The sequence below is a fragment of the Paenibacillus baimaensis genome (genome assembly GCF_025567575.1).
In genome coordinates this window covers 50,836-73,811 of the sequence record NZ_JAOQIO010000006.1, presented here as the reverse complement: position 1 = coordinate 73,811, position 22,976 = coordinate 50,836, and the positions used below count along the sequence as shown (strand labels likewise).

Genomic DNA, 22,976 nt, shown 5'->3' with positions numbered 1-22,976 from the left:
CACGTATGAAAAGGACAGACGAATAATAGCATTCGACCTGTCCTTTTATTGAGGATTCCTTGATCCATAATGATGAATGAAACATCGCCAATTTCTTCGGAACTCATCCAATTGTACATCGGATATCCAATAGATTGGAAAACTTTGATCAGTGTACTTCGGGTTTTCCCATGTTAAGATGAAACTCTCTTAAAAAGACAGCGAGTTTCCAAGCTGCTCATCTTGTTTTTTTAAGAGACACAATTCAGGCCGAAGCTTCTAATAGAGGCATGGGGGAACCTATTATTTGGGGTGAAGCCATATTCATGGCCGGGTCCTTACTCTTTGATCCGAACCCGTCAGCTAACCTCATAGGCCGCAAAAAAGAGAGGATGTTCAAAATGGTTTTGAAGAAATCTGTATTAACTGGTTTACTCGCTCTGGGTACGATGGTTGGAGCCACGGCTGTTTCAGCTGCTCCATGCACGGTAACTACAGGTAACGATACGATGTCGGTGGTCGCCAAGCAGCAAGGAATTAATTTAAGTGATCTGCTTAAAGCCAATCCACAGATTACCAATGGCAATAACATTTGGCCTGGTATGGTATTGAATCTTCCTGGCATAGGCACAGGTCAAGGATTAGGCCAAGGAATGGGCTTCGGTTCAGGAACTGGCGCAGGTACAAACGTAGATACAGACACAAATGTAGATACTGGAACAAACGTAGACACAGGTACTAATGTAGATACAGACACAAATGTAGATACAGGTACTAATGTAGATACAGATACTGGTGCAGGTACAAATACAGGAACTGGAACAGGTGTGGAAACAGGTTCAGGTACAGACTCTGCTGTTCAGCAAGGGACAACTGAATCAACCTTTGCCAGTCAAGTAGTTGACCTGGTGAATCAGGAGCGCGCGAAGGCAGGTCTGAATCCGCTGACTAGCGACAATGCATTATCAGCTATGGCACTGGATAAAGCGAAGGATATGTACAATAATCATTATTTTGATCATAATTCTCCGACCTACGGTTCTCCATTTGATATGATGAACCAGTATGGCATCAAGTATACGTATGCCGGTGAAAACATTGCTATGGGTCAAAAGACTCCGCAGGAAGTCATGACTTCTTGGATGAACAGTGAAGGACATCGACAAAATATTATGAATCCTAATTATACAAAAATTGGTGTATCTTATTATAATGGCGAGTGGGTTCAGGAATTTATTGCGAATTAAGCATATAACCCCTTTTGCCTAAGCGAAGGGAGATAACAACGGATGAAGCGAGTGAAAGCATTTGTTGTGGGGATCGCGCTGCTTCTTATGAGTCTGGGTACTGTGCATACGGACCAGGCTCAAGCGGCGGCTCTACTAACAAAGGGAATATCAAGCGGAGATGTATGGGATCTGCAATTCCGTTTAAGAACAATAGGTTATGATCAACATGTACTGGATGGACAATTTGGTTCACAAACCTTGGCAACCGTTCGCCAGTTTCAAAAAGATTATGGATTAACTTCTGACGGAGTTGTCGGCGATCAAACGTGGAAATCGCTAAAAAACTATTCGTTAAATCAGGCCGAGTTGGATATTATGGCCAAAGTTATTTATAGCGAGGCTCGTGGTGAACCATACGAGGGTCAGGTTGCTGTCGGAGCCGTGATCATGAACCGGATACAATCCGGTCAGTTCCCCAATAATATTCATGATGTTGTATTTCAACCGGGGGCATTCACGGCTGTCGATGACGGACAATATACGCTGACCCCTGATGCAACCGCATATTTGGCGGCGCAGGATGCTTTGCGTGGCTGGGATCCTACGAATCAGTCACTTTATTATTTCAATCCAATAACCGCTACCAGCAAGTGGATCTGGTCTCGACCCCAGACCGTAACCATCGGAAATCATATTTTTGCCAAATAAGAGTGTGAAAGACAGTAATCGATAAAGGGAGCGTGCTCCCTTTATTTCGGTCACTGTCTTTTTATTGTCTAACTCATATTAGAATGTTCTCAAAATAATAACAAGCAGAATGTACAGAACCAGAATAACACCTGTGGTAGTTCCCAAACCGTAACCTCCACAACTGCCACAAGAAGCGCCAACTCCACCTACATATCCCATAGTTCCAACCCCCTTCCATTTCACCTAATGTATGTTATGAAGGCAAAAGGCTAATGGATTGGACTCATGAAAAATGTGCGTTTGTACGGGAGGAACAAGTCGTTCCAAGATAGATAAATTGACGTATGATATGATGTGGGAGAAGCCGCCAACTGCTCCCATGCTAACCCATAGATCACCCCAAAAAAAGACGGATTCCTTCGGGAGTCCGTCTTTTCGTTATGATTCTCTTCATTAAAACGGCATTGTAACCTGTCTGCCGGTTAGAGCTATTAAGTTGTTTGCAGAACAAACTTCTCCACGACATGCTTAACTCCATCCTCATTGTTCGACAAGGTAACATAATCGGCAATTTCCTTAAGCGATTCCACGGCATTACCCATCGCCACACCAAAACCCGCAGCTTCCAGCATTTCATGATCGTTCCAGCTGTCGCCAATCGCCATAACTTCTGACATCTCATAACCAAACCGTTCAGCCAAAAAGCGGATCGCATGCCCTTTTGTACCTTCACGATTCACGATTTCAAGGAAGTGAGGCTTCGATTTCGTAATATGTACGAGATGACCGATTTCATTGCGAAGCTCTACCGCCACTTCATCCAATCGTCCGGGATCATCGATAATTAACAGCTTGGTTGATGGCTTATCCGCCAGCTCGTGGAACTCAGGATAGACCGTATAAGGGATCTTCGATAGTGCAGCATAATCTCTGCTTTTATCATTATCTGCTTGTACATACAAAATGTCGTCTAAATATGTTTGCAGATGAAGCCCATTGCGCTCGCAATATGCAAAAATATGACGTGCCGCGTCAGTGGGAACTGTACGTTCATAAATCGTTGCGCCATCCTCGGAATTTTTCACCAACGAGCCTTGGTAGGTGATGAGCGGAACATTCAAGCCCAGCTGGGCAGCCATTTGTTTGGCGGATGCATACATCCGGCCGGTTGCCAGTGTCACGGTAACGCCCTGCGCCAAAGCTTTTTCCAAAGCCGTCTTGGTTCCTTCGGTTATTTCCTTGCGGTCGTTGATCAGCGTATCGTCGATATCGATTGCCAGCATTTTGTACATCGTGGATCCACTCCTTTGTCTGTCTACGGCTCTTATTATACATGAGAAACGGGAACATCGCACTGGCTTGACAGTTGATTATGAATGACACACTACGGGTATCGGGAAACCAGACGATTCGATAGGAAGCATGAACCAACGCTCATTCTTTCTATGAAATAAATAGACATTGGTCAATAAAAATGGCCTATTTGGGTACTATAAAAGTGTTAAAAAATTTAATGTTAAGAAATTGTAAACGTTTTATTGACAAAATTGACTACTACCGTGTATGATGAAAACAAGTTAATAGTTGTGTAGGAGAATAGGAGATACACATAAACTGCTTGTTTTATAACAAAGCATTTTATGTGTTTTTTTATTCTCTAAATGTGTACCCGCGTTACCCAGAAAAGCTGAGTGACCGTGTCAGCGAACATCTGAGTATCCCGGCTCAAGGAAGGGAGCTTCAACTCGGCAGAGGTACCATCTGTGAGTGAGAAGGGAACGCTCCCACAACTGATAAACGTAACTTTTCTAAGAAAGGGGTATGCAAATTGTCATCCAATGAAAGCGTTTTAATTAAGGCAGATAGTGCATTACTTAGAAAGAAAAAGTTAGGAGAAAACCTGTTAGCCTATTTGTTTTTGGCACCTTCCCTGATTCTGTTCATAACCTTTTTATTTTACCCTATGCTGAAATCTGTATACCTTAGCATGACCATTACTGATCCTCGTGGAAGGGTCGTTGAGTTCGTTGGGCTGGATAATTTCGCGGATTTGTTAACCTCAGGTCAATTTTATTCGAATTTAAAAGTAAGTTTACTGTTCATTTTGTTAACTGTACCTACTTCGATCATTTGGTCCCTTTTTTTGGCAGCGATCACGCATAACAAATTGCGTGGGATGAAGGTTTTCCAGTTTATTTTTTCACTGCCTATTGTTATTTCTGTAGGTACCGGTTCAATTATCTGGTTTTTGTTGTTTCACCCAACAGCGGGTATGCTGAATTATTTCTTAAGCTTTGTTCATATCGGTCCCATTCCGTGGTTAACCGACCCTTCCTGGGCACTAATATCGATTTCTCTCATGACGATATGGATGAACATGGGCTTCTTGTTTATCGTATTATCCAGCGGACTTCAAGGTGTTCCTGAGGAAATATATGAAAGCGCCAAAATTGACGGCTCCGGACCTGTACGGACATTTCTCCAAATTGTTTTGCCACTATTGACGCCTACGATCTTTTTTGCCCTAATTGTATCAGTAATTGGTGCTTTCCAGACATTTGGGCAAATTCACATTTTAACTAAAGGCGGCCCTATGAATTCAACCAATGTTGTGGTGTATTCGATTTATCAGGACGCGTTCGTTAATTTCCGTTTTGGGATCGGGAGCGCACAGGCTTTGATTTTGTTCCTGATCATCCTGGCCTTGACCTTGTTCCAGTTTAAAGTTTTGGAGAAGAAGGTGCATTATCAATGATTGCAAAGAGAATCACACCGGTTATTCAGTACCTGCTGCTGCTTTTGATGGCTCTCGCGGTTTTGTATCCGCTGTTATTTAGCGTATTATCGTCCTTCATGACGGAGAAGGAAGTTTCCAACTTCCCACCGCCCTTATTCCCATCCCAATTGTATTTGGGGAATTTCAAGCAGGCTATCGAAAGCTTTCCCATTATCCGTTTCATTTTAAACAGCTTTATCGTGTCATCGGCAATCATGGTGAGCCAGGTCATTACATCAAGCTTAGCCGCCTATGCCTTTTCCTTCATGAAGTTCAAAGGGAAAAACGCGTTGTTTGCGATCTTTCTCGCTACTATGATGATTCCATGGGAAGTTACGATTATTCCGAATTACTTGACGATTAAAAGCTGGGGTTGGATGGACAGCTATCAAGGTTTGATTGTGCCTTTTATGGCGGGAGCATTCGGTGTATTTCTACTTCGCCAATTTTTTCTGCAGCTGCCAAACGAGCTGTTCGATGCATCAAAAATCGATGGCTGCGGACATATCAGAAACTTTTTCTCGATTGTTCTTCCTCTTTCGAGACCGGCACTTTCAACTCTTGGGGTTTATGTTTTTCTGACGCATTGGAACCACTATCTATGGCCATTGTTAATTACGAATCGACCTTCGATGAGAACGGTGCAAATCGGTGTCGGTATGCTCCAGCATGCTGAGGTTATGTCGTGGAACCTGATCTTGGCAGGTGTTACCTTGGTGCTGCTTCCTTCTTTTCTTTTATTAGGTATGGGTGTTAAGCAGCTGGTAGGCGGAATTACCGCAGGAGCTGTAAAAGGATAAACAAGACTTAATGATCCGGCTTTTATTATCAGGCCTGTCATATATGCAATCACTTTGAATGAGGAGAGGGAAAAACGATGAGAAAAAAAGGGTTTACGGGCTTACTAATGGCTTCCATTATGATTTTTCTAGCTGGATGTAACGTAAATATGGGTGAAGGCGACGGTGCTAAAAAAACAACAGAAGCGCCCAAGGCAGGCGAAAGCAAGGCTAGTAGTGCCCCGAAAAAAGTTGTATTCTGGCATGCTATGGGCGGATCGAATACCAAGGTTGTTGAGCAGCTGGTGACCGATTACAACTCATCCCAGAATAAAGTTCAGGTAGAGGCTGTGTATCAGGGCAGCTATGACGACCTGCTCAGTAAGCTGAAAGCTTCGATGGGCACGAATGAAGGCCCTTCCGTTGTCCAGATGTATGAAATCGGAAGCCGCTTTATGATCGATTCCAAGGCGATTACGCCGATGCAAAATTTCATTGATGCCGATAAATGGGACATTTCGCAGTTGGAGCCGAATATTGCTGGTTACTACACATTGGGTGGCAAGCTGTATTCGATGCCTTTCAATACGTCTAATCCTATACTGTACTACAATAAAGATTTGTTCAAAGCAGCTGGTCTTGATCCCGCCAAACCTCCAAAGACATACGAGGAGTTGAAAACAGCGGCTGATGCTATTACGAAATCCGGTAAAGCTACTGGTGCCAACTTTGCGATTTATGGCTGGTTTATTGAGCAGTTCTTCGCTAACCAGGGAGCCGAATATGTAAACAACGGGAATGGCAGAACTTCGCCGGCTACAGAATCGCTGGTGAACTCGGATGCAGGGGTGAAGACATTGACTTGGTGGAAGGACCTTGTCGATACGAAAGCCGCCAACAACCTGGGACGTAAAACAGATGATTCCAAAAAAGCATTTTCGGCTGGGCAAGTGGGTATGATTCTGGAATCCACAGCAGCACTTAAAGGGCTTGTAGACAGTGCAGCTGGTAAATTCGAGGTCGGAACCGGATACCTGCCTAAACCTGCGGATGCCAAAGAAGGCGGCGTCGTTGTCGGTGGAGCGAGCTTATGGATGATGAATAATAGACCGGATGATGAGCAAAAGGCGACTTGGGATTTCATTAAATTCTTGACATCACCTAAAGAGCAAGCCTACTGGCATATCAACACCGGGTACTTCCCAATCACTAAAAAGGCTTATGATGACGATACGGTTAAAGAAAACCTCAAAAAGTTCCCGCAATTCCAGACCGCTATTGATCAGCTGCACCAAACCAAGCTGAACACGGCTACACAAGGCGCAGTCATCGGTGTATTCCCTGAAGCCAGACAAATCGTCGAAGGTGCGATCGAAGAGGTGCTGAACAACAAGAGGTCACCTAAGGAAGCTTTGGATGGAGCCTCCAAAGAGATCAGCTCGAAAATTCAACAATATAACAAAACGGTAAAATAAAACGAAAGAGGGCTGCGGCCCCTAGCAGAAAGGGTAAAGTATGTCAAACAATAAACCTATGATTATTGCACATAGAGGAGCAAAAGGGATGGCCCCGGAGAATACTCTGGGTGCCTTCCAGCTTGGTTTGGATCAAGGATGTGAAGGAATCGAACTGGATATTCATTTGACCGCTGATGGTGAAATCGTAGTATGCCACGACCTGACCTTAGATAGGACGACCAACGGCAAAGGCCGTATTGTGGAGAAGAAACTGTCAGAAATCAAAACCTTGGACGCGGGCTCCTGGTTTGGAGACGAATATAAGGGAGAGACCATTCCGACCTTGAATGAGGTTATGGACCTTGTGCCCGATTGGATCATGATCAATGTGGAAATTAAGTATGCATACGAAGGTCAAATCGAGCATAAACTGTTAGACTTACTGAAGCAAAGAAGTCGTCTGAATAACGTTGTGATTTCATCCTTCGACCATAAGTGTGTGAGGCGGATTAAGCTGTTAGAGCCCGAAGCCAAAATCGGATTGCTGTATCAATCCAATTTATTGGACCCGACTGCTTACGCACGCAGCTTTGATGTGGATGTGTATTCGCTCCACCCTTATTATCAACTGTTGGATGCAGAGGATGTACAGAAAGCTACAGAGAGTGGACTTTATGTATATCCTTATACAGCGAACGCAGAAAGCGATCTGCTAAGATTGACCCAAATCGGGGTTTCCGGGATTATTACAGACTATCCGGGCCGATTGGGTGCGCTATACCAAGGCAGGGAATCGCAATAACCTAATAATCTGTGACAGGCCCCCAAAAACGTTGCCCTTATGTTAAGAAGACAATGTTAAAATCACTCTTAATTACGAAAAAGCCTGATCCAAATATTAACTGGACACAGGCTTTTTTAGCTATGTGGCGTTAACCATTTCACCAAGAGAGGAGACTGGATTTGATGAGTGTTTGGGAAATAAGTCATTGGGAACTGGTCGTTCGAATGATTTTGGCAGTAGTCCTGGGTGGTTTAATCGGTATTGAAAGAGAATGGAGTAATCATGCAGCGGGCTTTCGCACGCATATCTTGGTTTGTCTGGGGTCCGCTACCATCATGCTTTTATCCAGCTACGGTTTTTCGCAATTTGCCAATGAATACAATGTGAGAATGGATCCCGCTCGTTTGGCGGCACAAGTCATTAGCGGTATTGGTTTTCTTGGTGCCGGGGCGATCCTCCGTAACGGAAATATGATCAAAGGACTGACAACGGCCGCATCCGTGTGGGTTGTTGCTGCAATCGGTTTGAGTGTGGGCGCGGGTTTTTATATGGGCGCCTTGCTGTGTACGTTTCTTGTATTGATCAGCTTGTTTTTGCTGAATAAATGGGAAAAACATTTGCTTCGCAATCGAAGATACCACGAAGTGGGTATTCATATTATCGACAATCCAGGCTCGCTCGGCAAGATTGCGACGATCTTGGGGGATTACGATCTTGCCATCGTTAATTTGAAAATGATACCGAACGAAAGTACGCCGGACGATCCATTAGCAGTGCCCTCCATGCAAATCCTGTTCAGCTTGAAAATTCAAAAGCAGGAGAATCTGGTTATTGCTCTGGAGCATATCGCGAAGCTGGACGTCGTTCTTTCGTTAGAGTCTCAACATATAACTTCTATTAAAAGCACGGGGTCCAAAATGAGTGTTTTTTCCGAATAAGCTTAAGTCTGGACATTGTCCAGAACCATTCATGCACTCTTCCAAGGATGAAGTCACATCTTTAGGAGGAGTGCATTTTTATGTACAATCGTATTCGAATTATGTGATAGAATGCTAACTAATAGAGCATGTTGAGGTATGGAAATTCGGTTTACTATTTGAATAACAGGAGTACTTACGATGCCGATCTGGATTCGATCATTATTAGGAATCAACAGAAGTTTCAGAGTAAAGCTGATTCTCAACTTATCTGTCATTATCTTGCTGGCTTTTGGCGTAACCGGTTATTTGACGTACCAGTATAATATGAGGCTGTTTGAGGAGGAAATCAGCAAACAGTTTTCGAGCACGAATCAAGAAGCGCTGGCCAAGATGGATCTTAAAGTACAGGAGATTATGCGAATTTCGCAAACGGTTGTGTTTAATCCGCAAATTGAAAAGATGATTAGACAAATCAACTCGAATGAGGGCTTTGATGCATTCAGCGTATATTATGATAAAAAGCAAATTGAGGATCAGATTTTTCAGATTAAAACCGATGCGCCTTATATTACTGGAATGTATCTGTATGATCTGGACGGAAACTCTACGTACTTTAAGTACACCACCTCAGCGATCAACACTCTAGATCAAGATGTGTTTAGAGTCATTCGCTCAAAGCTTGATGATACCTATGGAGATCTGATATGGATGAATATGGCCTTGCCAAGCTCGATAGAGCCGAGTGGGCTTAGGAAAACGATTATTACATCCCGATTGATGAAAAATAGCAACTTAAATACGTACGGTGTGCTGGTAATCACGATAGACGAATCTTTCTTTTCCAGTGCGCTCAAAGAATTGACGAAGGAAGGAACAGGTGATGTCCACTTGTTCAATCCGAATAAGGAGCTGCTTTACAGCAACTCACCGCAGGACTCGGAGGCAAGACTTCAGCAGCTGAGAAGCCTTAATGAAACTGAAGTTATCCATAATGATATGTTTGTTCAAGGCGAATCCAAAACGACTTCATTCAAGCTGGTGAGTGGTACTTCATTGACAGAAATTCAGAAGAAAAACCGCGAAATTTTTCAAAGAATTGTATATTCCGGTTTGATCAGCATTTTACTCACGAGCGGTTTAATTGTGCTGTCTACGGGAAATTTGCTTAGACCCCTTAAAGATCTGTTACAAGGCCTGCGTAAGGTTCGATCCGGGGATTTTGAGGCGCGAATCCAGATTCGAACGAAAGATGAGCTGGCTTATATCGCGGAGAGCTTTAATAATATGGCGGAGCATGTGGAGCGGTTGATCAAGGAAGTGTATATGACCCAGTTAAGTGAGAGAGATGCTGAGCTTAAAGCGCTGCAGGCGCAGTTGAATCCACACTTTTTGCATAATATGTTTAACGAGATCTACTGGAAGCTGTATTTGCAGAACGAGAAAGAAACGGCGTCCTTGATCGCTGCGATATCGGAAATGTTAAAGTATTCTTTAATGCCCGTCAAAACCTTAACTACCGTGAGAGAGGATTTGCAGCAGATCCGTAATTATGTCAAGCTGCAGGCGGAGCTGTTTGAAGCGGATTTGGAAACCATTATCCAAACGGATGAACAAATTCTCGAATGTGAAATTATGCGTTTTCTGATTCAACCGCTTGTCGAAAATGTATTTGTCCACGGATTCCGCAATAAAGTATCACATAAAATCCTCTTGATCAAAGCACGCAGCCTTGGTGGTTTTCTGGAGATCGAAGTGACGGATAATGGCTGCGGTATGGAGGAATCGATCATTTCTTTGCTGCTTAGGCGGGAAGGAACTTCCTTGCCACAACGTTCGGACGGGCGGGAAAGCCTTGGGGTGAGAAGTGTCGTTAGAAGAATCGAGCTCATACACGGTCCGCCTTATCGCCTGGAGATTGTTAGCGGACTCGGAAGCGGGACCACGATGCGGCTTATATTGCCCAACATCAACATTCAGAAGGGAGAACAGGAGCATGCTGAAAGGTAAAGTGCTTATCGTGGAGGATCAGCCTAATTTTCGAAAGGGACTGACCAAGATGTTTGAGGAGGGGCAGCTGGGATGGCAGGTTGTCGGGGAAGCCGGGAATGGACAGGCTGCTCTGGAGCTCCTGGACCAAGTCAAGCCCGATCTGGTGCTTACCGATATCCGCATGCCAGTTATGGATGGCATTGAGTTCGTCGGGCATTTACGCCGCAGCTACCCGGATATGCTGGTGGTCATTTTGACCGGGTACAAAAATTTTGAGTATGCACAGGCGGCCGTACGCCACGGAGCGCTGGATCTCTTGATCAAGCCGTGTACAGAGCAAGATGTGCATCAGGTGATGAACAAAGCGTACGAGCGCTTTTATGAGAAATATGCGCTGCTGGAGAAGCAGCATGTGCAGCACAAACAGCAGCAGGATCAGGAGCTGCGTGCGGCTTTAATGGACTTGCCTTATTCGCTGGCTATATCCAGCAGTCTGGACGAAATTCTGAGGGGCCAGGAATTGTGGCTGCTGCATTGGGTTTATGAGAACACGGCTATTCATCATTACGGTAAGCATGATATGAGTTTGCTTCAGTTTGCTTTCTCCAACATTGTCGAGGAGCTGGTGAAAGAAGCAGCAATTCACGCAAGACTACTGCTCGTTGAGCACGACCGCTTTGTTCTGATCGCGGAATCGGGCATGTTGGATGAGAGCTTGAAAGCAGCGATTCGGGATGCATCGTTACAATATTTAAAAATTCGGATTGAGATGATTTCGATGGGGGCCGCACCTACTGCCAAACATTTGGCTGGCTTATACAACAGGTTCAAAGGGTGGGATGAATCAGTAGACCCGCACGCTGCAGGCGAGGGCATAGGAGGTTATGGTACAACACTGTCATCCAACCAGGCCCGAGTCAAGGAATTGGAAGTTCAACTGATGTCTGCGATATTGATGGGCCAAGAGGATAGTCTTCAGCAGCTGTTGGATCGACTCGTTAAGGAGCTGTCCAGCAAATCACCGGAAGAGATGAAGATAGGGGCATTATCGCTTTCGATTGCTTTGCTTGGAACGATACAGAAACAATTCGATCCTGATGAAAACAGCCTGCTGCCCAAAATCCCCAGTGACATGCCGGAGGCCAACTGGACTCCAGAAGAGGTCACCCTGTGGGCGAGCGAGCAAGTGAAGAACTTTTTACTGCTGTTTAATAACTGGCAGGCACTTAAAAATGACAATTTGATCGAGAAAGCCGTCAAATATATTGAAGAATATTATAATGAAGCTTGCAGACTGACAGATGTAGCAGCTTATGTGCACCTCAATGCAAGCTACTTCAGTGTATTGTTCAAGAAAACGGTAGGTGAGAGCTTTACCCGGTTTGTCACACGAACCCGTATGGACAAGGCAGCTCTGCTGCTGCGTAACACCGATATGAAAATTTTTGAGATCGCTTGCGCTGTCGGATTTGATGAACCGAATTATTTTACGAATGTGTTCAAGCAGCAGTATCAAATGACACCCAAAGAATATCGGAATTATCGGGTACCCGAATGATAGGTTTTAAACAAATATAAACAGATACCCAATGAAATTATAGATTCTTCTATAATTTTTCAAGGGTTTTTTTTGTTAAATCTCTTATGATTAGGTTATAAGAAATGAATGAATGAAGGAGTGAAACATACGTGAGAGGAAGTACCCAAGGAGACTCCCGGAATTCAACAATGGCTCTTCGAAAGGCCTCGTCCCTGCACCGAAGAAGAAGATTGAAGCAAAATATCCCATTGTTTATGATGTTGGTTCCTGTGTTTGCCTTTTATATTTTATTCAAATATTGGCCTATGGGCGGTCTTGTTATCGCTTTCAAAAATTATAATTTTGCAGATGGCATCCTGCATAGTCCATGGGTAGGCATGAAAAATTTTAATATCCTGTTCTCCAGCTCCAATACGCTCCAAATTATATGGAACACATTTTGGCTCAGCTTTTTGAATTTGGTCATCGGATTTCCCGTACCTATATTTCTGGCGATCCTGCTTAATGAGGTCAGAAAAACCTGGTTTAAAAAATGGGTGCAAACGATCATTTATTTGCCGCATTTTTTCTCATGGATCATTGTATCCGGTATCGTACTTTCGTTATTTGCCACTGACTATGGCTCGATCAATAAGGTACTCAAGCTGTTGTCGATAGAACCGATCACCTTTTTGTATGAGTCTAATTCCTGGGTTACGATATTCGTAGGCTCCGGCATTTGGAAGGAGATGGGGTTCAGCACCATTATTTACTTGGCAGCTCTGACGACTATTGATCCTTCCCTGTACGAATCGGCTGGCATGGATGGTGCCTCCAAGTGGCGGCAAATTTGGCATATTACACTTCCTGGCATTCGCCCGACCATTATTTTACTGCTTATTCTTGCTATGGGCCGGTTGATGGAGGTTGGCTTTGATCAAGTGTACAACCTGCAGAACGCAGCGGTTGCCGACGTGTCCGAGGTCATTAGCACTTATATTTATAAAATTGGTTTGGGTAGCTCGCAGTTTAGCTTGACGACCGCCATGGGGCTGTTCGAGTCGATTATTGGCTGTACGCTTGTGTTGATCGCCAACCATATTGCTCGCAAATTTGACCAGGCTTTATTTTAGAAGGGAGTACTGCATGAAAGCAACCAAAGGAGAAACCATTTTTTATGCCGTCAACTATGTACTGCTCGCGGCAATTGCCTTAACCTGCCTGCTGCCCTTTATCCATATCATAGCCTTATCGCTAAGTGATCGTTCATCGGTGGAATCGGGACATGTTTTTTTCTGGCCGGTAGGTATGCAGTTTACGGCTTACAAGATTTTTTTCATTACGAGCCCAGCTTTTACAGCGTTCAAAAATAGTATTATTATTACGGTTGTCGGCGTCACGCTAAGTATGCTGGGTACGGTACTGGCTGCTTATCCCTTATCGAGAGGTTATTTAATAGGACGTCGCTATTTCATCCTTGCCATGGTGTTTACGATGCTGTTCTCCGGGGGATTAATTCCCACTTATCTTGTCGTCAAGAACTTGTCCTTAATTGATTCCTACTGGGCAATCTGGCTTACCGGATTCATCAGTACGTACAATATGCTGCTCATGCGAAGCTATTTTGAAAATATCCCCCATGAGGTGGAAGAATCTGCTCGTATTGACGGATGCAACGATGTATCGCTGCTGATCCGAATCATACTGCCATTGTCGCTTCCGATGCTGGCCACACTGGCTCTCTTCTATGGAATCAATTATTGGAATACGTTCATGAGCGTATTGATGTATATCAACAAAAGCCAATTGCAAAATTTAACGGTAGTCGTCCAAGCTATGCTGCAAAAAAACGATCTGTTGAATTCCCCCTCCCTTAATTCCGATGAGCAGCAGATGGTTGCGACCGAAATGGTCAAATCGGTAGGCGTCGTCGTGCTGGTAGTTCCGATGCTGGTGGTGTACCCATTTTTGCAAAAATATTTTGTGAAAGGCGTTATGCTCGGTTCTGTTAAGGGTTGATTACGAGGGTTGTCCAGTTTAACAAAACTAACCAATATAATTTCAGGAGGCGTTTGTGTATGAACAGAAAGCTTTGGATGGGAATGACCCTGGGTGTCGTAGCATTAGGCACAGCACTGGCTGGCTGCAGCAGCGATAATAAAGAAGGGGCACAAGCCAACAGCACAGATGGGGCAGCAGGGAATAAACCGGCGGCAGCGACGACAACGCCAACCCCGGCAGCTCCAGCCAAACGCGGAGATATTACGGTTACGATGTATGATCGTGGAGCCGTACCTGCTTCGGAGGGGAATTATGAGGATAATCGCTGGACCAAATGGATTAACCAAAACGGGCCTGCCAATGTGAGGTTCGTTCCCGTGCTGCGCAGCGATTCAACGAAAAAATTAAACGTACTGTTCGCGTCTGGTTCTGCCCCTGATATTATTAACGAGTATAATACGCCGTTTCGTGGCAGCCTGTATGATCAAAAGCAGCTGATGCCTATTGATAATGTTTTACCGTCTATGCCTGAATACCAGAAGCTGCTGACCCAATATCCACAGTTGAAAAAAGCGGGAACCAAGCCGGATGGCAAGATATACGAGATTGGCAAGGTAAAAGAAGCTACGCCTGCACATATTTTATTGATTCGTACCGATTGGCTGAAAAAACTGAATCTGGCGATGCCAACCACAACAGATGAATTATTGACCGTTGCCAAGGCATTTGCCGATCAAGATCCGGATGGTAATGGCAAGAAGGATACATATGGATTGAACATGAGCACATATTCAGAGCAAGCAATTAATGAAATATTCGGGGAGAGCTCATCCAGCACTTTGTTGGCTTGGGACATCAAGGATGGGAAAGTTGTCCGTGCCTGGGATAAAGAGCTGGCTTCCCTTACCTTCAAGAAGCGTCTTTACGATGAAGGGCTTATCGATAAGGATTATATCAATGATAAAGACGGGGCCAAGGCGAAGCAGGACTTTTTAAATGGCAAGATCGGCATTTACGTCAAGTTTACAGGCGGTTGGTATGATTTTGTCATGAATGATTATGCGACGCTGAAGAAAAACGTACCCGGAGCGGAAGTGGCACCACTTGCTTATCCAAAATCACCAATGGGGACGTTCACAGGCGCTATCGATAACCCGATTCAAATGACAACCGTGATTAACGCGAAGGCGAAAAACCCCGAGGCGGTTGGACAATATCTGAACTTTATGATGAAGTCGGAGAACGCATTAAAAATCATTAATGGAGATGAAGGCACCCACTGGAAAAAGGCTGCAAATGGATGTCCTCAAGCTATTGACCCGGCTAAATCGAAAAATGAAGTCGGTTACGCTGGTGACTATACGATGTTCTTCTCCTCAGGTGTTGATAAATGCACGTTCGTCTTGAGTGGCTTTAACCCCGAGGTTCCTGAGCAAAAAGCAGGTATGGACATGTATAGAGACATCCAGAAGGTGTACTTCGATTCCAAAAGAGAATACCCAGGTATCACCTTAGGTGATCATATGCCCGTGTATTCTGCTGATCTCAACTTGATCAATACAACTATTCTTAAAGAAAAAGGCGATCTTTTTGTCAAAGCTATTATTAGTGGAAGCAAATATAGTCCTGAACAGGCGATTAAGGATTCACAGGCTGCCTGGGATAAAGCGGATGGTAAAAAGCTTGAGGAATTCATGAACAAGTGGTATTCCGAAAATAAAGACAAAGCGTTCATGGCTAAGGATGTTAATGAAATTGTGAAACAACAAATGGAGCAAGTGAAGTAAATTAACGAGATAGTCGGGATTCACCAGGAGCTGGACATGAAATAGCGGGCTGGCTGTACATGCCGTGCTCGCTTGAGTGCCTGGCTTCTTCTTATCGGTTATCTATATCATGAGGAGGATTAATGTAATGAACAAACTACAAGTAGCCATCATCGGTTGCGGCGGTATTGCCAATGGCAAGCATTTGCCCAGCCTGAGTAAAATAGATCAAGTAGAAATAGTTGCCTTTTGTGATCTTATTGTGGAAAGGGCCGAGCAGGCCGCAGATAAGTATGGCAATCCAGGAGCAAAGGTATTTGAAGACTATCGCGAGCTGCTGGCGAATCCATCCATTGATGTTGTTCATATCTGCACGCCGAATGATAGTCATGCCGAAATTTCTATTGCGGCTCTGGAAGCCGGCAAGCATGTCATGTGTGAAAAGCCGATGGCCAAAACGGCTGCGGATGCAAGACGAATGGCGGAAGCCGCCAAGCGCACGGGCAAAAAGCTGACTATCGGTTACAATAATCGCTTTCGTGCGGATAGCCAATATTTAAAGAAGGTTGTTGAGGAAGGAGAGCTGGGAGACATTTATATGGCTAAGGCCCATGCGGTTCGCAGGCGCGGGGTTCCGACCTGGGGCGTATTTCTGGATGAAGACAAGCAGGGCGGGGGACCACTCATTGATATCGGAACACATGCGCTTGATTTGACAATGTGGTTAATGAACAATTACGAACCTAAGGTGGTACTCGGCGTCACTTACCATCAGCTCTCCCGCAAGCAGAATGCAGCTAATTCATGGGGCTCCTGGGACCCGGACAAGTTCAAGGTGGAGGATTCGGCGTTTGCGATGATCATCATGAAGAACGGTGCAACCATTATGGTTGAATCGAGCTGGGCTTTAAACACACTCGATACGAAGGAAGCCAAATGCACGCTTTGCGGTACCGAAGGCGGGGCCGATATGCAGGATGGCTTGCGCATCAACGGTGAAAAGTATGGTCGATTGTATGTGAATCAGCTTCAGTTTGAGGCCAAGGGTGCGGACTTCTATGATGGCAAGAAGGAGAGCATGTCGGATAAAGAAATTCGTATGTGGATCGAAGCGATCATCGATGATAAGGAGCTAATTGTAACTCCAGAGCAAGCGTGTGTAGTTTCAGAGGTACTGGAAGCTATCTATGAATCTAACCGAACAGGGCGCGCTGTCTATTTTGACGAGTCTAACTGAAAAGAGGCCATCGGGTATGCTGAAATTAGCGATGTTAAGCTTCTGGCACGTACATGCCAAGGATTATGTGCGTCAGGCTGTTGAACACCCGGATACGGAAATCGTAGCTGTTTGGGATGAGATTCATTCCCGGGGCAGGAGCAAGGCTGAGGAGCTTGGAGTCCGCTTTTATGAAAATCTGCATGAGCTGTTGGCTCAGTCTGATATTGATGCTGTTATTGTGGTTACCCCGACGACCAAACACACGGAGGTGATCCTGGCAGCAGCTCAGGCAGGCAAGCATATTTTCACGGAAAAAGTATTGGCTGCGACTATAAAGGAATGCCACGAAATCCTGGCTGCTGTAGCTGCCGCCGATGTTAAGCTTATGGTTTCCCTGCCTCGGTTGAATATGGCATTTGCTCAGAAGATTCAAGCCATTATACAGGAGGGTTCGATAGGGACCATTACTTCTATACGGATGCGTCTTGCTCATAACGGTGCGCTGCCAACCGAACAAGCTCCTAATGGAGCACTGCCTGCGTATTTTTTCAATCTGGAGCAGTCTGGCGGTGGGGCCTTAATCGACCTTGGCTGCCATCCGATGTACTTGGCCCGTTGGTTCCTGGGTGTCCCGTCAGGCGTTAGCGCAAGCTTCGGGTACATCACCGGAAAAGAGGTGGAGGATCATGCGGTATCCATCCTTCAATATCCAAATGGAATACTAGCCATTGTTGAAGCTGGATTTGTTAATAGTTATTCTCAATTTGTCGTCGAGGTGCAAGGAACCGAAGGTAGCTTAACGTATTCAAGAAGCGACAATAAGTTGTTCGTTCGAGGCTCGAGGTTTGAGGGAGATGCGGGCAGTGGGTGGCAGGCCGTAACAGATATGCCGGCTGAGTCCCCTTCCGCATTTGAACAATGGGTAACGCATATTCGGGAGGGTACGACAGCAACGGACAATATACAAATTGCGCTTGATTTGACCCGTTTAATGGAAGCTTCCATCATATCGGCTCGTTCGGGTACTGTATGTCCGCTCAGTCACCTTACTGAGTAAAAAACTAGTGGAGGCCATCAAATGCTGAATAAAGGGGAATATTCTTTTTCTACATGCTGGAATATTAAGAGACATACGGTAGGCAGAGAAATGATTGAGGAGATCAAGGAGCTTGGCTTCCGAAATGTGGAGCTTAATTACAACGTAACTGAAGAGCTGCTGACCACGATAGAGCCGATGATTGAAAGAGCGGAGATCGGCATTTCCAGCGTCCATAACGTCTTTCCATTTATTAATGACAAAGATTACGATACAGATTCTGTGCTGCTCGGATACGATGATGAAGTCAAGCGGAAACGCTCTGTAGAGCTGTTAATTCGTTCTATTGAATATGCGGTTCGTTATGGTGCAAAAGCTGTCGTGGTGCATCCGGGAGAAGTACCTTTTGCTTATAACATCGATTCGGAATTAAAAAAGCTGTATCGGGATTATGGTAAGGATTCACCTGAATACCAAAAGCTGTGGAATGAAATGTTCGACCAACGCGAACGCATGAGCGCACACTATTCGAGACGGATTCAAGACAGCTTGGAGGAAGTAAGCAACCATGCCGCCATGCGAGGATGGAATGTGGCTATTGGTATCGAAACACGTGCCCGTTGTTATCAAATGCCAACACTGCTGGAAGCCAAAACGATATGCGATAATCTCAAGGGAAGCCCGGTTTCCCTATGGTACGATATTGGACACGCGATGATGATGGACCGGATGGGTCTGTACGATAATCTTCAGGATTTGCAAGAGGTTAAGCGCTATATCTACGGTGTCCATATCCATGAAACGCTGGAGCTGTCCGATCACTATTGCCCGTATGTGCACAGCAAGGATTTGCATTTCTTTGACCACTTCCTGGAAGTGATCGATCTGGCACAAGTGAAGGTCTATGAACTCAAGGCGGTATGTCAGCCTGACGAAATCCATGAAAGCCATAATCTCATCACTCGCAAAATTGCAGCTCTTAACCAAAAGGTGGATTGATATGGACCCCATTGTGACGAAGCTGTTCCAAATGAATGATGATTGGACGGAAATTTCGCTGAACAGGCAGGTTACCGATGCCAATTCCAAATATTATGGCGGGATCATAGATCCCGATAGCGGTATTCCGAAGGCTAACCATCTTGGTACCCCTGCGGTGATGGCAGCATGGACTGCAGCGCTTGTCAATCCAGACTCACGGTATTTTCGTGATGCGGGGCTGCTACGTGCGCTCAGCCGAGCTGCCGTATTTATGCTGAACCGTCAGCATGCCGATGGCACGATAAGTCTCGGCTCGACGAACTTTAATTCCCCGCCGGATACAGCATTTGTCGTGGGCGGGGTTACCCAGATTTATCGTCTCCTGCAAAGGCAGGAATGGCCTGAGGCGATGGCCGCGTTAACCCCCATACAGCTGTTTCTGGAGCGCACCATGCCAGCGCTGCTCACCGGGGGCTGTCATACACCTAATCATCGTTGGGTGATGACAGCGGCGCTTGCCCAGCTGTACGAAATATTCACAATACCCGAGTTAATCGATCGTGCGGAAGAATGGTTGGCAGAAGGCATGGATATTACGGAGGATGGGGAATGGACCGAGCGCAGTAACGGTATATACAATGTCGTGAGCGATATCTCGCTGTATCATACTGCCCGCGTCTTGAACCGTCCAGACTTATTAGCATACGTCCGGCGAAATTTGCGTATGATGGTTTATTTGATTCACCCTTCCGGCGAAGTGGTCACGGAATATTCCGGTCGGCAGGATCTGGGCCAAGTGTACGATATGTCCAATTATTTCTTGATCTACCGTTTGATGGCATCTTATGACCGTGATCCGCTTTTTGCGGCTATGTCCGATTACGCGGCATCGCTAATGACCAGATACAAAGAAGGCGTCAATAACCATCCGATGACAGGTGTTCTGTTATTTCCATCCGATCTGGAAGGGCTGGCTAGAGCGGAATTACCGGTATCTTATAAAAAAATCCTTAATGCGTCTCATCCCTTACGTGAACATCTGAATATGGCAAAGGCGGCAGGAAATGATGTGCAGCTCGAGCACAGCAGCATGCATATGGCGTTCGGTGCTCCGGTTATCCGGATCAGGGAGCTTGAAGATAGTGTGACGATGATGGCGAAAGCTCCGGCTTTCTTTTCGCTTCGTCATGGAAAAGCGCGATTGCTTGGCGTCAAGCTGTCTACTTCATTTTCACCTGGAGTCGTCAAATTTGACGAATTAAGTGAGACGGCAGATGCTTACAAATTAAGCCAGACCTTGGAAAAGGGCTACTACGGACCGATACCGAAGTCTCTTTTACCCGATCTTCCGAATCGTGAGCAGCTGAGTCCCTGGTATTTACTGCCGCATCAACAGCGACCGGTCACGCATATGCAGCAGCAGACCTTAACGGTAGACATCACACAAGGTGCTGCGGAATGGAAAATCCATATTCGCTCCGATGAGCGAGAGGATGTGATGATGCAGCTAACCTTTATTCTTGGAGAGGAAGGCAGCATTGAGGGCAGCGATATTGAAGATCGAGGTCAAGGAAGATTTATGCTGAAAAGCGGATCATTTACGTATACGACTGCAGGAAGTGCACTTGAAATTTCATCGGGTGCTTACGAGCACTGGCTGCCCGATGTTCGCAATGACGATCATCCAGCTGGCTGTCAATATGTTCATGTGAATGTAATAACACCGCTGGACCGGATTTTCACGATTCGGCTGCTGTAAGAGATAGGACACATTTAAGCAGACATATCATGTAAAAGCTTATATACTAGACGGTTGCCATCATGGGGCCGTCTATTTCTTTTTGTCCTCTAACTGGTAGCAACGACTCCCCGCGCACAGCGGATTTTATGAGGAAACGGTTGTATATTGTGACGATCTGATGATGCCCTGCTTCTATAATAGTATAGATGTGGGAAGCTCTGAATAAAACCCGAGGAGGAACAAAGGATGTCGAAACATCGTATTGTGGTTGTCGGCTGCGGCAATATATCCAAGGCCTGGATTGCATACACGTTGAAGCGAGACGATTCCTCAATCGTCGCACTCGTCGATATGCACCTGGACCATGCCGAGGCGGCAAAAGCAAAGTATAAGCTGGAATGTCCTGTGTATACAGATGTGCGGGAAGCGATAAGGAAAAATGAGGCTAATCTCGTGTTTGATCTTACGATCCCCGAAGCGCATTGTGCCATAACAACAGCTGCTTTCGAGGAAGGCTGTAATGTTTTCGGTGAGAAGCCGATGGCGTCCTTCATGGAAGAAGCCGTGATTATGGTCAAGGCGGCGGCTGATTCAGGTCGGACCTACGCGATTATGCAAAACCGGCGTTACCTGAAGGAAATGATGGCATTCCGCGATCTTGTACAATCCGGTACGGTGGGTCCAATTGGCTTCGTGACCTCGGATTTTTTCCTGGGGCTGCACAATGGTGGCTACCGTGAAACGATGGACAATCCGTTACTGCTCGATATGGCGATTCACACCTTCGATCAGTCGCGTTTTATAACAGGTAAAGATCCGGTAGCTGTTCACTGTACAACGTTTAATCCTGCCGGTTCCTGGTTCGCTGGCGCTGCGGCAGCGATCTGCACCTTCGAGTATGAGGACGGGTCCTGCTATTCGTATCGTGGGTGCTACAGTGCGGAAGGAGCTCCAACCTCATGGCAATCCAGCTGGCGTGTCGTCGGCTCCAAGGGTACGGTGATTTGGGACGGACGTACTGCGCCTTATGCGGAGGTTGTGATACCGACGGAGGAAATCGTTCACGAGAATAAACACAAACGCATCACACCAGAGCTGACATGGGCAGGTCAGGAGCAGCATGCAGGATGTCTGGATGACATGTTTGACGCATTGAACAAGGGTCATATTCCTTCTACGGTGTGCACAGATAATATTAAAAGCCTGGCTATGCTGCACGGCGCGATTCGCAGCTTGAAAGAGGGCTGCAAGGTGCGGATTTAAAATATACACTCGAAAGTCGGAAGTGCTCGATTTGGGTATCGCTTAAATTCATGATCTTCTATAATATAGAAAATACGTGGGATACATAGAAAAGATACAAAGAATAGATTGAATTGGAGGTACATCCATGTCCAAAGTGAAGCAGCTATCCACGCTGTTGTCGTCCATGCAGGTGATTGACCTGTCCCATACATATGAGGAAGATATGCCTGTTGTTCTCTCGCATTCACGCTACTTTCACACGCTGTGGGATTCGTTCGAGACGGGAAGTATTGCACTAGCTTACCAATTGATCATGAATGAACACTGCGGAACGCATATGGATGCGACCGCGCATTTTATTCAGGAGGGTCATCCGGCTCATCAGTATATGGATGAAACGCCGATCACGCAATTTTACGGGAGAGCGCTGACGCTCGATTTCTCTCATTATACAGAAAATGATCTGGTGTCGGCGGCGGAGATTGAACAATGGGAACAGGACAATGAACGTATCCAGACGGGGGATATTGTGTTTTTCCGCTTTGGTTGGGATAAGTATTGGATACCACGGACGGTTAGTCTGCAGTTCAGTAAAGCGTGGCCAGGTATTAGCGGTGAAGCTGCGCAGTTGCTGGTGGATCGTGGAATCAAGGTTGTCGGTTGCGATGCGATTGCCATTGATGGAAAGGTTTCACAGAATGCGCCAGCTCATTATACACTTTTAGGCAATGGCGTCAATATTGTTGAAAATCTGACCAAGCTTGAGCAAATCATCGGAGAGTCTTATGTAGTTATTGCTCCACTAAAAGTAAAGCAGGGCTCCGGTGCTCCGATGCGGGCGCTGGCGTTTAAATAAATATCTTTT

The 22,976-nt window shown here is 45.6% G+C and carries 20 protein-coding genes and 1 riboswitch; of the genes, 18 read left to right on the top strand and 2 right to left on the bottom strand.

The window, feature by feature from the left end; all coding sequences use genetic code 11:
• The first annotated feature begins 237 nt into the window (after nucleotides 1–237).
• A riboswitch (cyclic di-AMP (ydaO/yuaA leader) is annotated at nucleotides 238–373 on the top strand.
• 7 nt (nucleotides 374–380) lie between these two features.
• Nucleotides 381–1,226: a CAP domain-containing protein gene (locus OB236_RS01490; protein ID WP_262682311.1), complete on the top strand. Its 846-nt coding sequence runs from the start codon at nucleotides 381–383 to the stop codon at nucleotides 1,224–1,226.
• Between the two features lie 42 nt (nucleotides 1,227–1,268).
• A complete protein-coding gene (locus tag OB236_RS01485; RefSeq protein WP_262682310.1) occupies nucleotides 1,269–1,916 on the top strand; it encodes a cell wall hydrolase in 648 nt (215 codons plus the stop codon).
• Nucleotides 1,917–1,994: 78 nt separating this feature from the next.
• Here the strand turns inward: OB236_RS01485 and OB236_RS01480 are convergent, their stop codons facing one another.
• Both OB236_RS01480 and OB236_RS01475 read right to left on the bottom strand, forming a co-directional pair.
• Nucleotides 1,995–2,117, bottom strand: a complete 123-nt coding sequence (locus OB236_RS01480) for a hypothetical protein (RefSeq protein ID WP_256711237.1) — start codon at nucleotides 2,115–2,117, stop codon at nucleotides 1,995–1,997.
• Nucleotides 2,118–2,389: 272 nt separating this feature from the next.
• Nucleotides 2,390–3,190 (bottom strand): Cof-type HAD-IIB family hydrolase, encoded by an 801-nt coding sequence (locus tag OB236_RS01475; protein ID WP_262682309.1) that lies wholly within the window; start codon nucleotides 3,188–3,190, stop codon nucleotides 2,390–2,392.
• A gap of 536 nt (nucleotides 3,191–3,726) precedes the next feature.
• Here OB236_RS01475 and OB236_RS01470 point away from each other — a divergent pair.
• The 16 genes from OB236_RS01470 (at nucleotide 3,727) to OB236_RS01395 (ending at nucleotide 22,967) form a co-directional block, all read left to right on the top strand.
• Nucleotides 3,727–4,653, top strand: coding sequence for a carbohydrate ABC transporter permease (locus OB236_RS01470; protein ID WP_262682308.1), 927 nt, complete (start codon nucleotides 3,727–3,729; stop codon nucleotides 4,651–4,653).
• A complete protein-coding gene (locus OB236_RS01465; RefSeq protein ID WP_076229769.1) occupies nucleotides 4,650–5,474 on the top strand; it encodes a carbohydrate ABC transporter permease in 825 nt (274 codons plus the stop codon). The genes OB236_RS01470 and OB236_RS01465 overlap by 4 nt, the downstream gene beginning before the upstream one ends.
• A gap of 77 nt (nucleotides 5,475–5,551) precedes the next feature.
• On the top strand, nucleotides 5,552–6,928 hold the full coding sequence (locus OB236_RS01460; RefSeq protein ID WP_262682307.1) for an ABC transporter substrate-binding protein: 1,377 nt from the start codon (nucleotides 5,552–5,554) through the stop codon (nucleotides 6,926–6,928).
• A 40-nt stretch (nucleotides 6,929–6,968) separates the two neighbouring features.
• Nucleotides 6,969–7,712: a glycerophosphodiester phosphodiesterase gene (locus OB236_RS01455; RefSeq protein WP_262682306.1), complete on the top strand. Its 744-nt coding sequence runs from the start codon at nucleotides 6,969–6,971 to the stop codon at nucleotides 7,710–7,712.
• Nucleotides 7,713–7,876: 164 nt separating this feature from the next.
• A complete protein-coding gene (locus tag OB236_RS01450; RefSeq protein ID WP_076229772.1) occupies nucleotides 7,877–8,632 on the top strand; it encodes an MgtC/SapB family protein in 756 nt (251 codons plus the stop codon).
• Nucleotides 8,633–8,812: 180 nt separating this feature from the next.
• Nucleotides 8,813–10,621 (top strand): sensor histidine kinase, encoded by a 1,809-nt coding sequence (locus tag OB236_RS01445; protein ID WP_262682304.1) that lies wholly within the window; start codon nucleotides 8,813–8,815, stop codon nucleotides 10,619–10,621.
• A complete protein-coding gene (locus tag OB236_RS01440; protein ID WP_262682303.1) occupies nucleotides 10,608–12,161 on the top strand; it encodes a response regulator transcription factor in 1,554 nt (517 codons plus the stop codon). The genes OB236_RS01445 and OB236_RS01440 overlap by 14 nt, the downstream gene beginning before the upstream one ends.
• A gap of 170 nt (nucleotides 12,162–12,331) precedes the next feature.
• A complete protein-coding gene (locus OB236_RS01435) occupies nucleotides 12,332–13,255 on the top strand; it encodes an ABC transporter permease (RefSeq protein WP_262682380.1) in 924 nt (307 codons plus the stop codon).
• Nucleotides 13,256–13,268: 13 nt separating this feature from the next.
• Entirely contained in the window at nucleotides 13,269–14,141 is an 873-nt protein-coding gene (locus tag OB236_RS01430; RefSeq protein ID WP_262682301.1) for a carbohydrate ABC transporter permease, read from the top strand.
• 59 nt (nucleotides 14,142–14,200) lie between these two features.
• A complete protein-coding gene (locus tag OB236_RS01425; RefSeq protein WP_262682300.1) occupies nucleotides 14,201–15,910 on the top strand; it encodes a type 2 periplasmic-binding domain-containing protein in 1,710 nt (569 codons plus the stop codon).
• 127 nt (nucleotides 15,911–16,037) lie between these two features.
• Nucleotides 16,038–17,126 carry a Gfo/Idh/MocA family protein gene (locus tag OB236_RS01420; protein WP_262682298.1) on the top strand — a complete coding sequence of 363 codons (1,089 nt, stop codon included), beginning with the start codon at nucleotides 16,038–16,040 and terminating at the stop codon, nucleotides 17,124–17,126.
• Nucleotides 17,127–17,142: 16 nt separating this feature from the next.
• Nucleotides 17,143–18,165, top strand: a complete 1,023-nt coding sequence (locus tag OB236_RS01415) for a Gfo/Idh/MocA family protein (protein ID WP_262682297.1) — start codon at nucleotides 17,143–17,145, stop codon at nucleotides 18,163–18,165.
• Between the two features lie 21 nt (nucleotides 18,166–18,186).
• Nucleotides 18,187–19,143, top strand: coding sequence for a sugar phosphate isomerase/epimerase family protein (locus OB236_RS01410; RefSeq protein WP_262682296.1), 957 nt, complete (start codon nucleotides 18,187–18,189; stop codon nucleotides 19,141–19,143).
• 1 nt (nucleotide 19,144) lies between these two features.
• The gene (locus OB236_RS01405) at nucleotides 19,145–20,884 is read left to right on the top strand and encodes a hypothetical protein (RefSeq protein WP_262682294.1); all 1,740 of its coding nucleotides are present in this window, start codon (nucleotides 19,145–19,147) and stop codon (nucleotides 20,882–20,884) included.
• 228 nt (nucleotides 20,885–21,112) lie between these two features.
• Nucleotides 21,113–22,129: a Gfo/Idh/MocA family protein gene (locus OB236_RS01400; RefSeq protein WP_262682293.1), complete on the top strand. Its 1,017-nt coding sequence runs from the start codon at nucleotides 21,113–21,115 to the stop codon at nucleotides 22,127–22,129.
• A gap of 127 nt (nucleotides 22,130–22,256) precedes the next feature.
• The gene (locus OB236_RS01395) at nucleotides 22,257–22,967 is read left to right on the top strand and encodes a cyclase family protein (protein WP_262682291.1); all 711 of its coding nucleotides are present in this window, start codon (nucleotides 22,257–22,259) and stop codon (nucleotides 22,965–22,967) included.
• The last annotated feature ends 9 nt before the right edge of the window (nucleotides 22,968–22,976 follow it).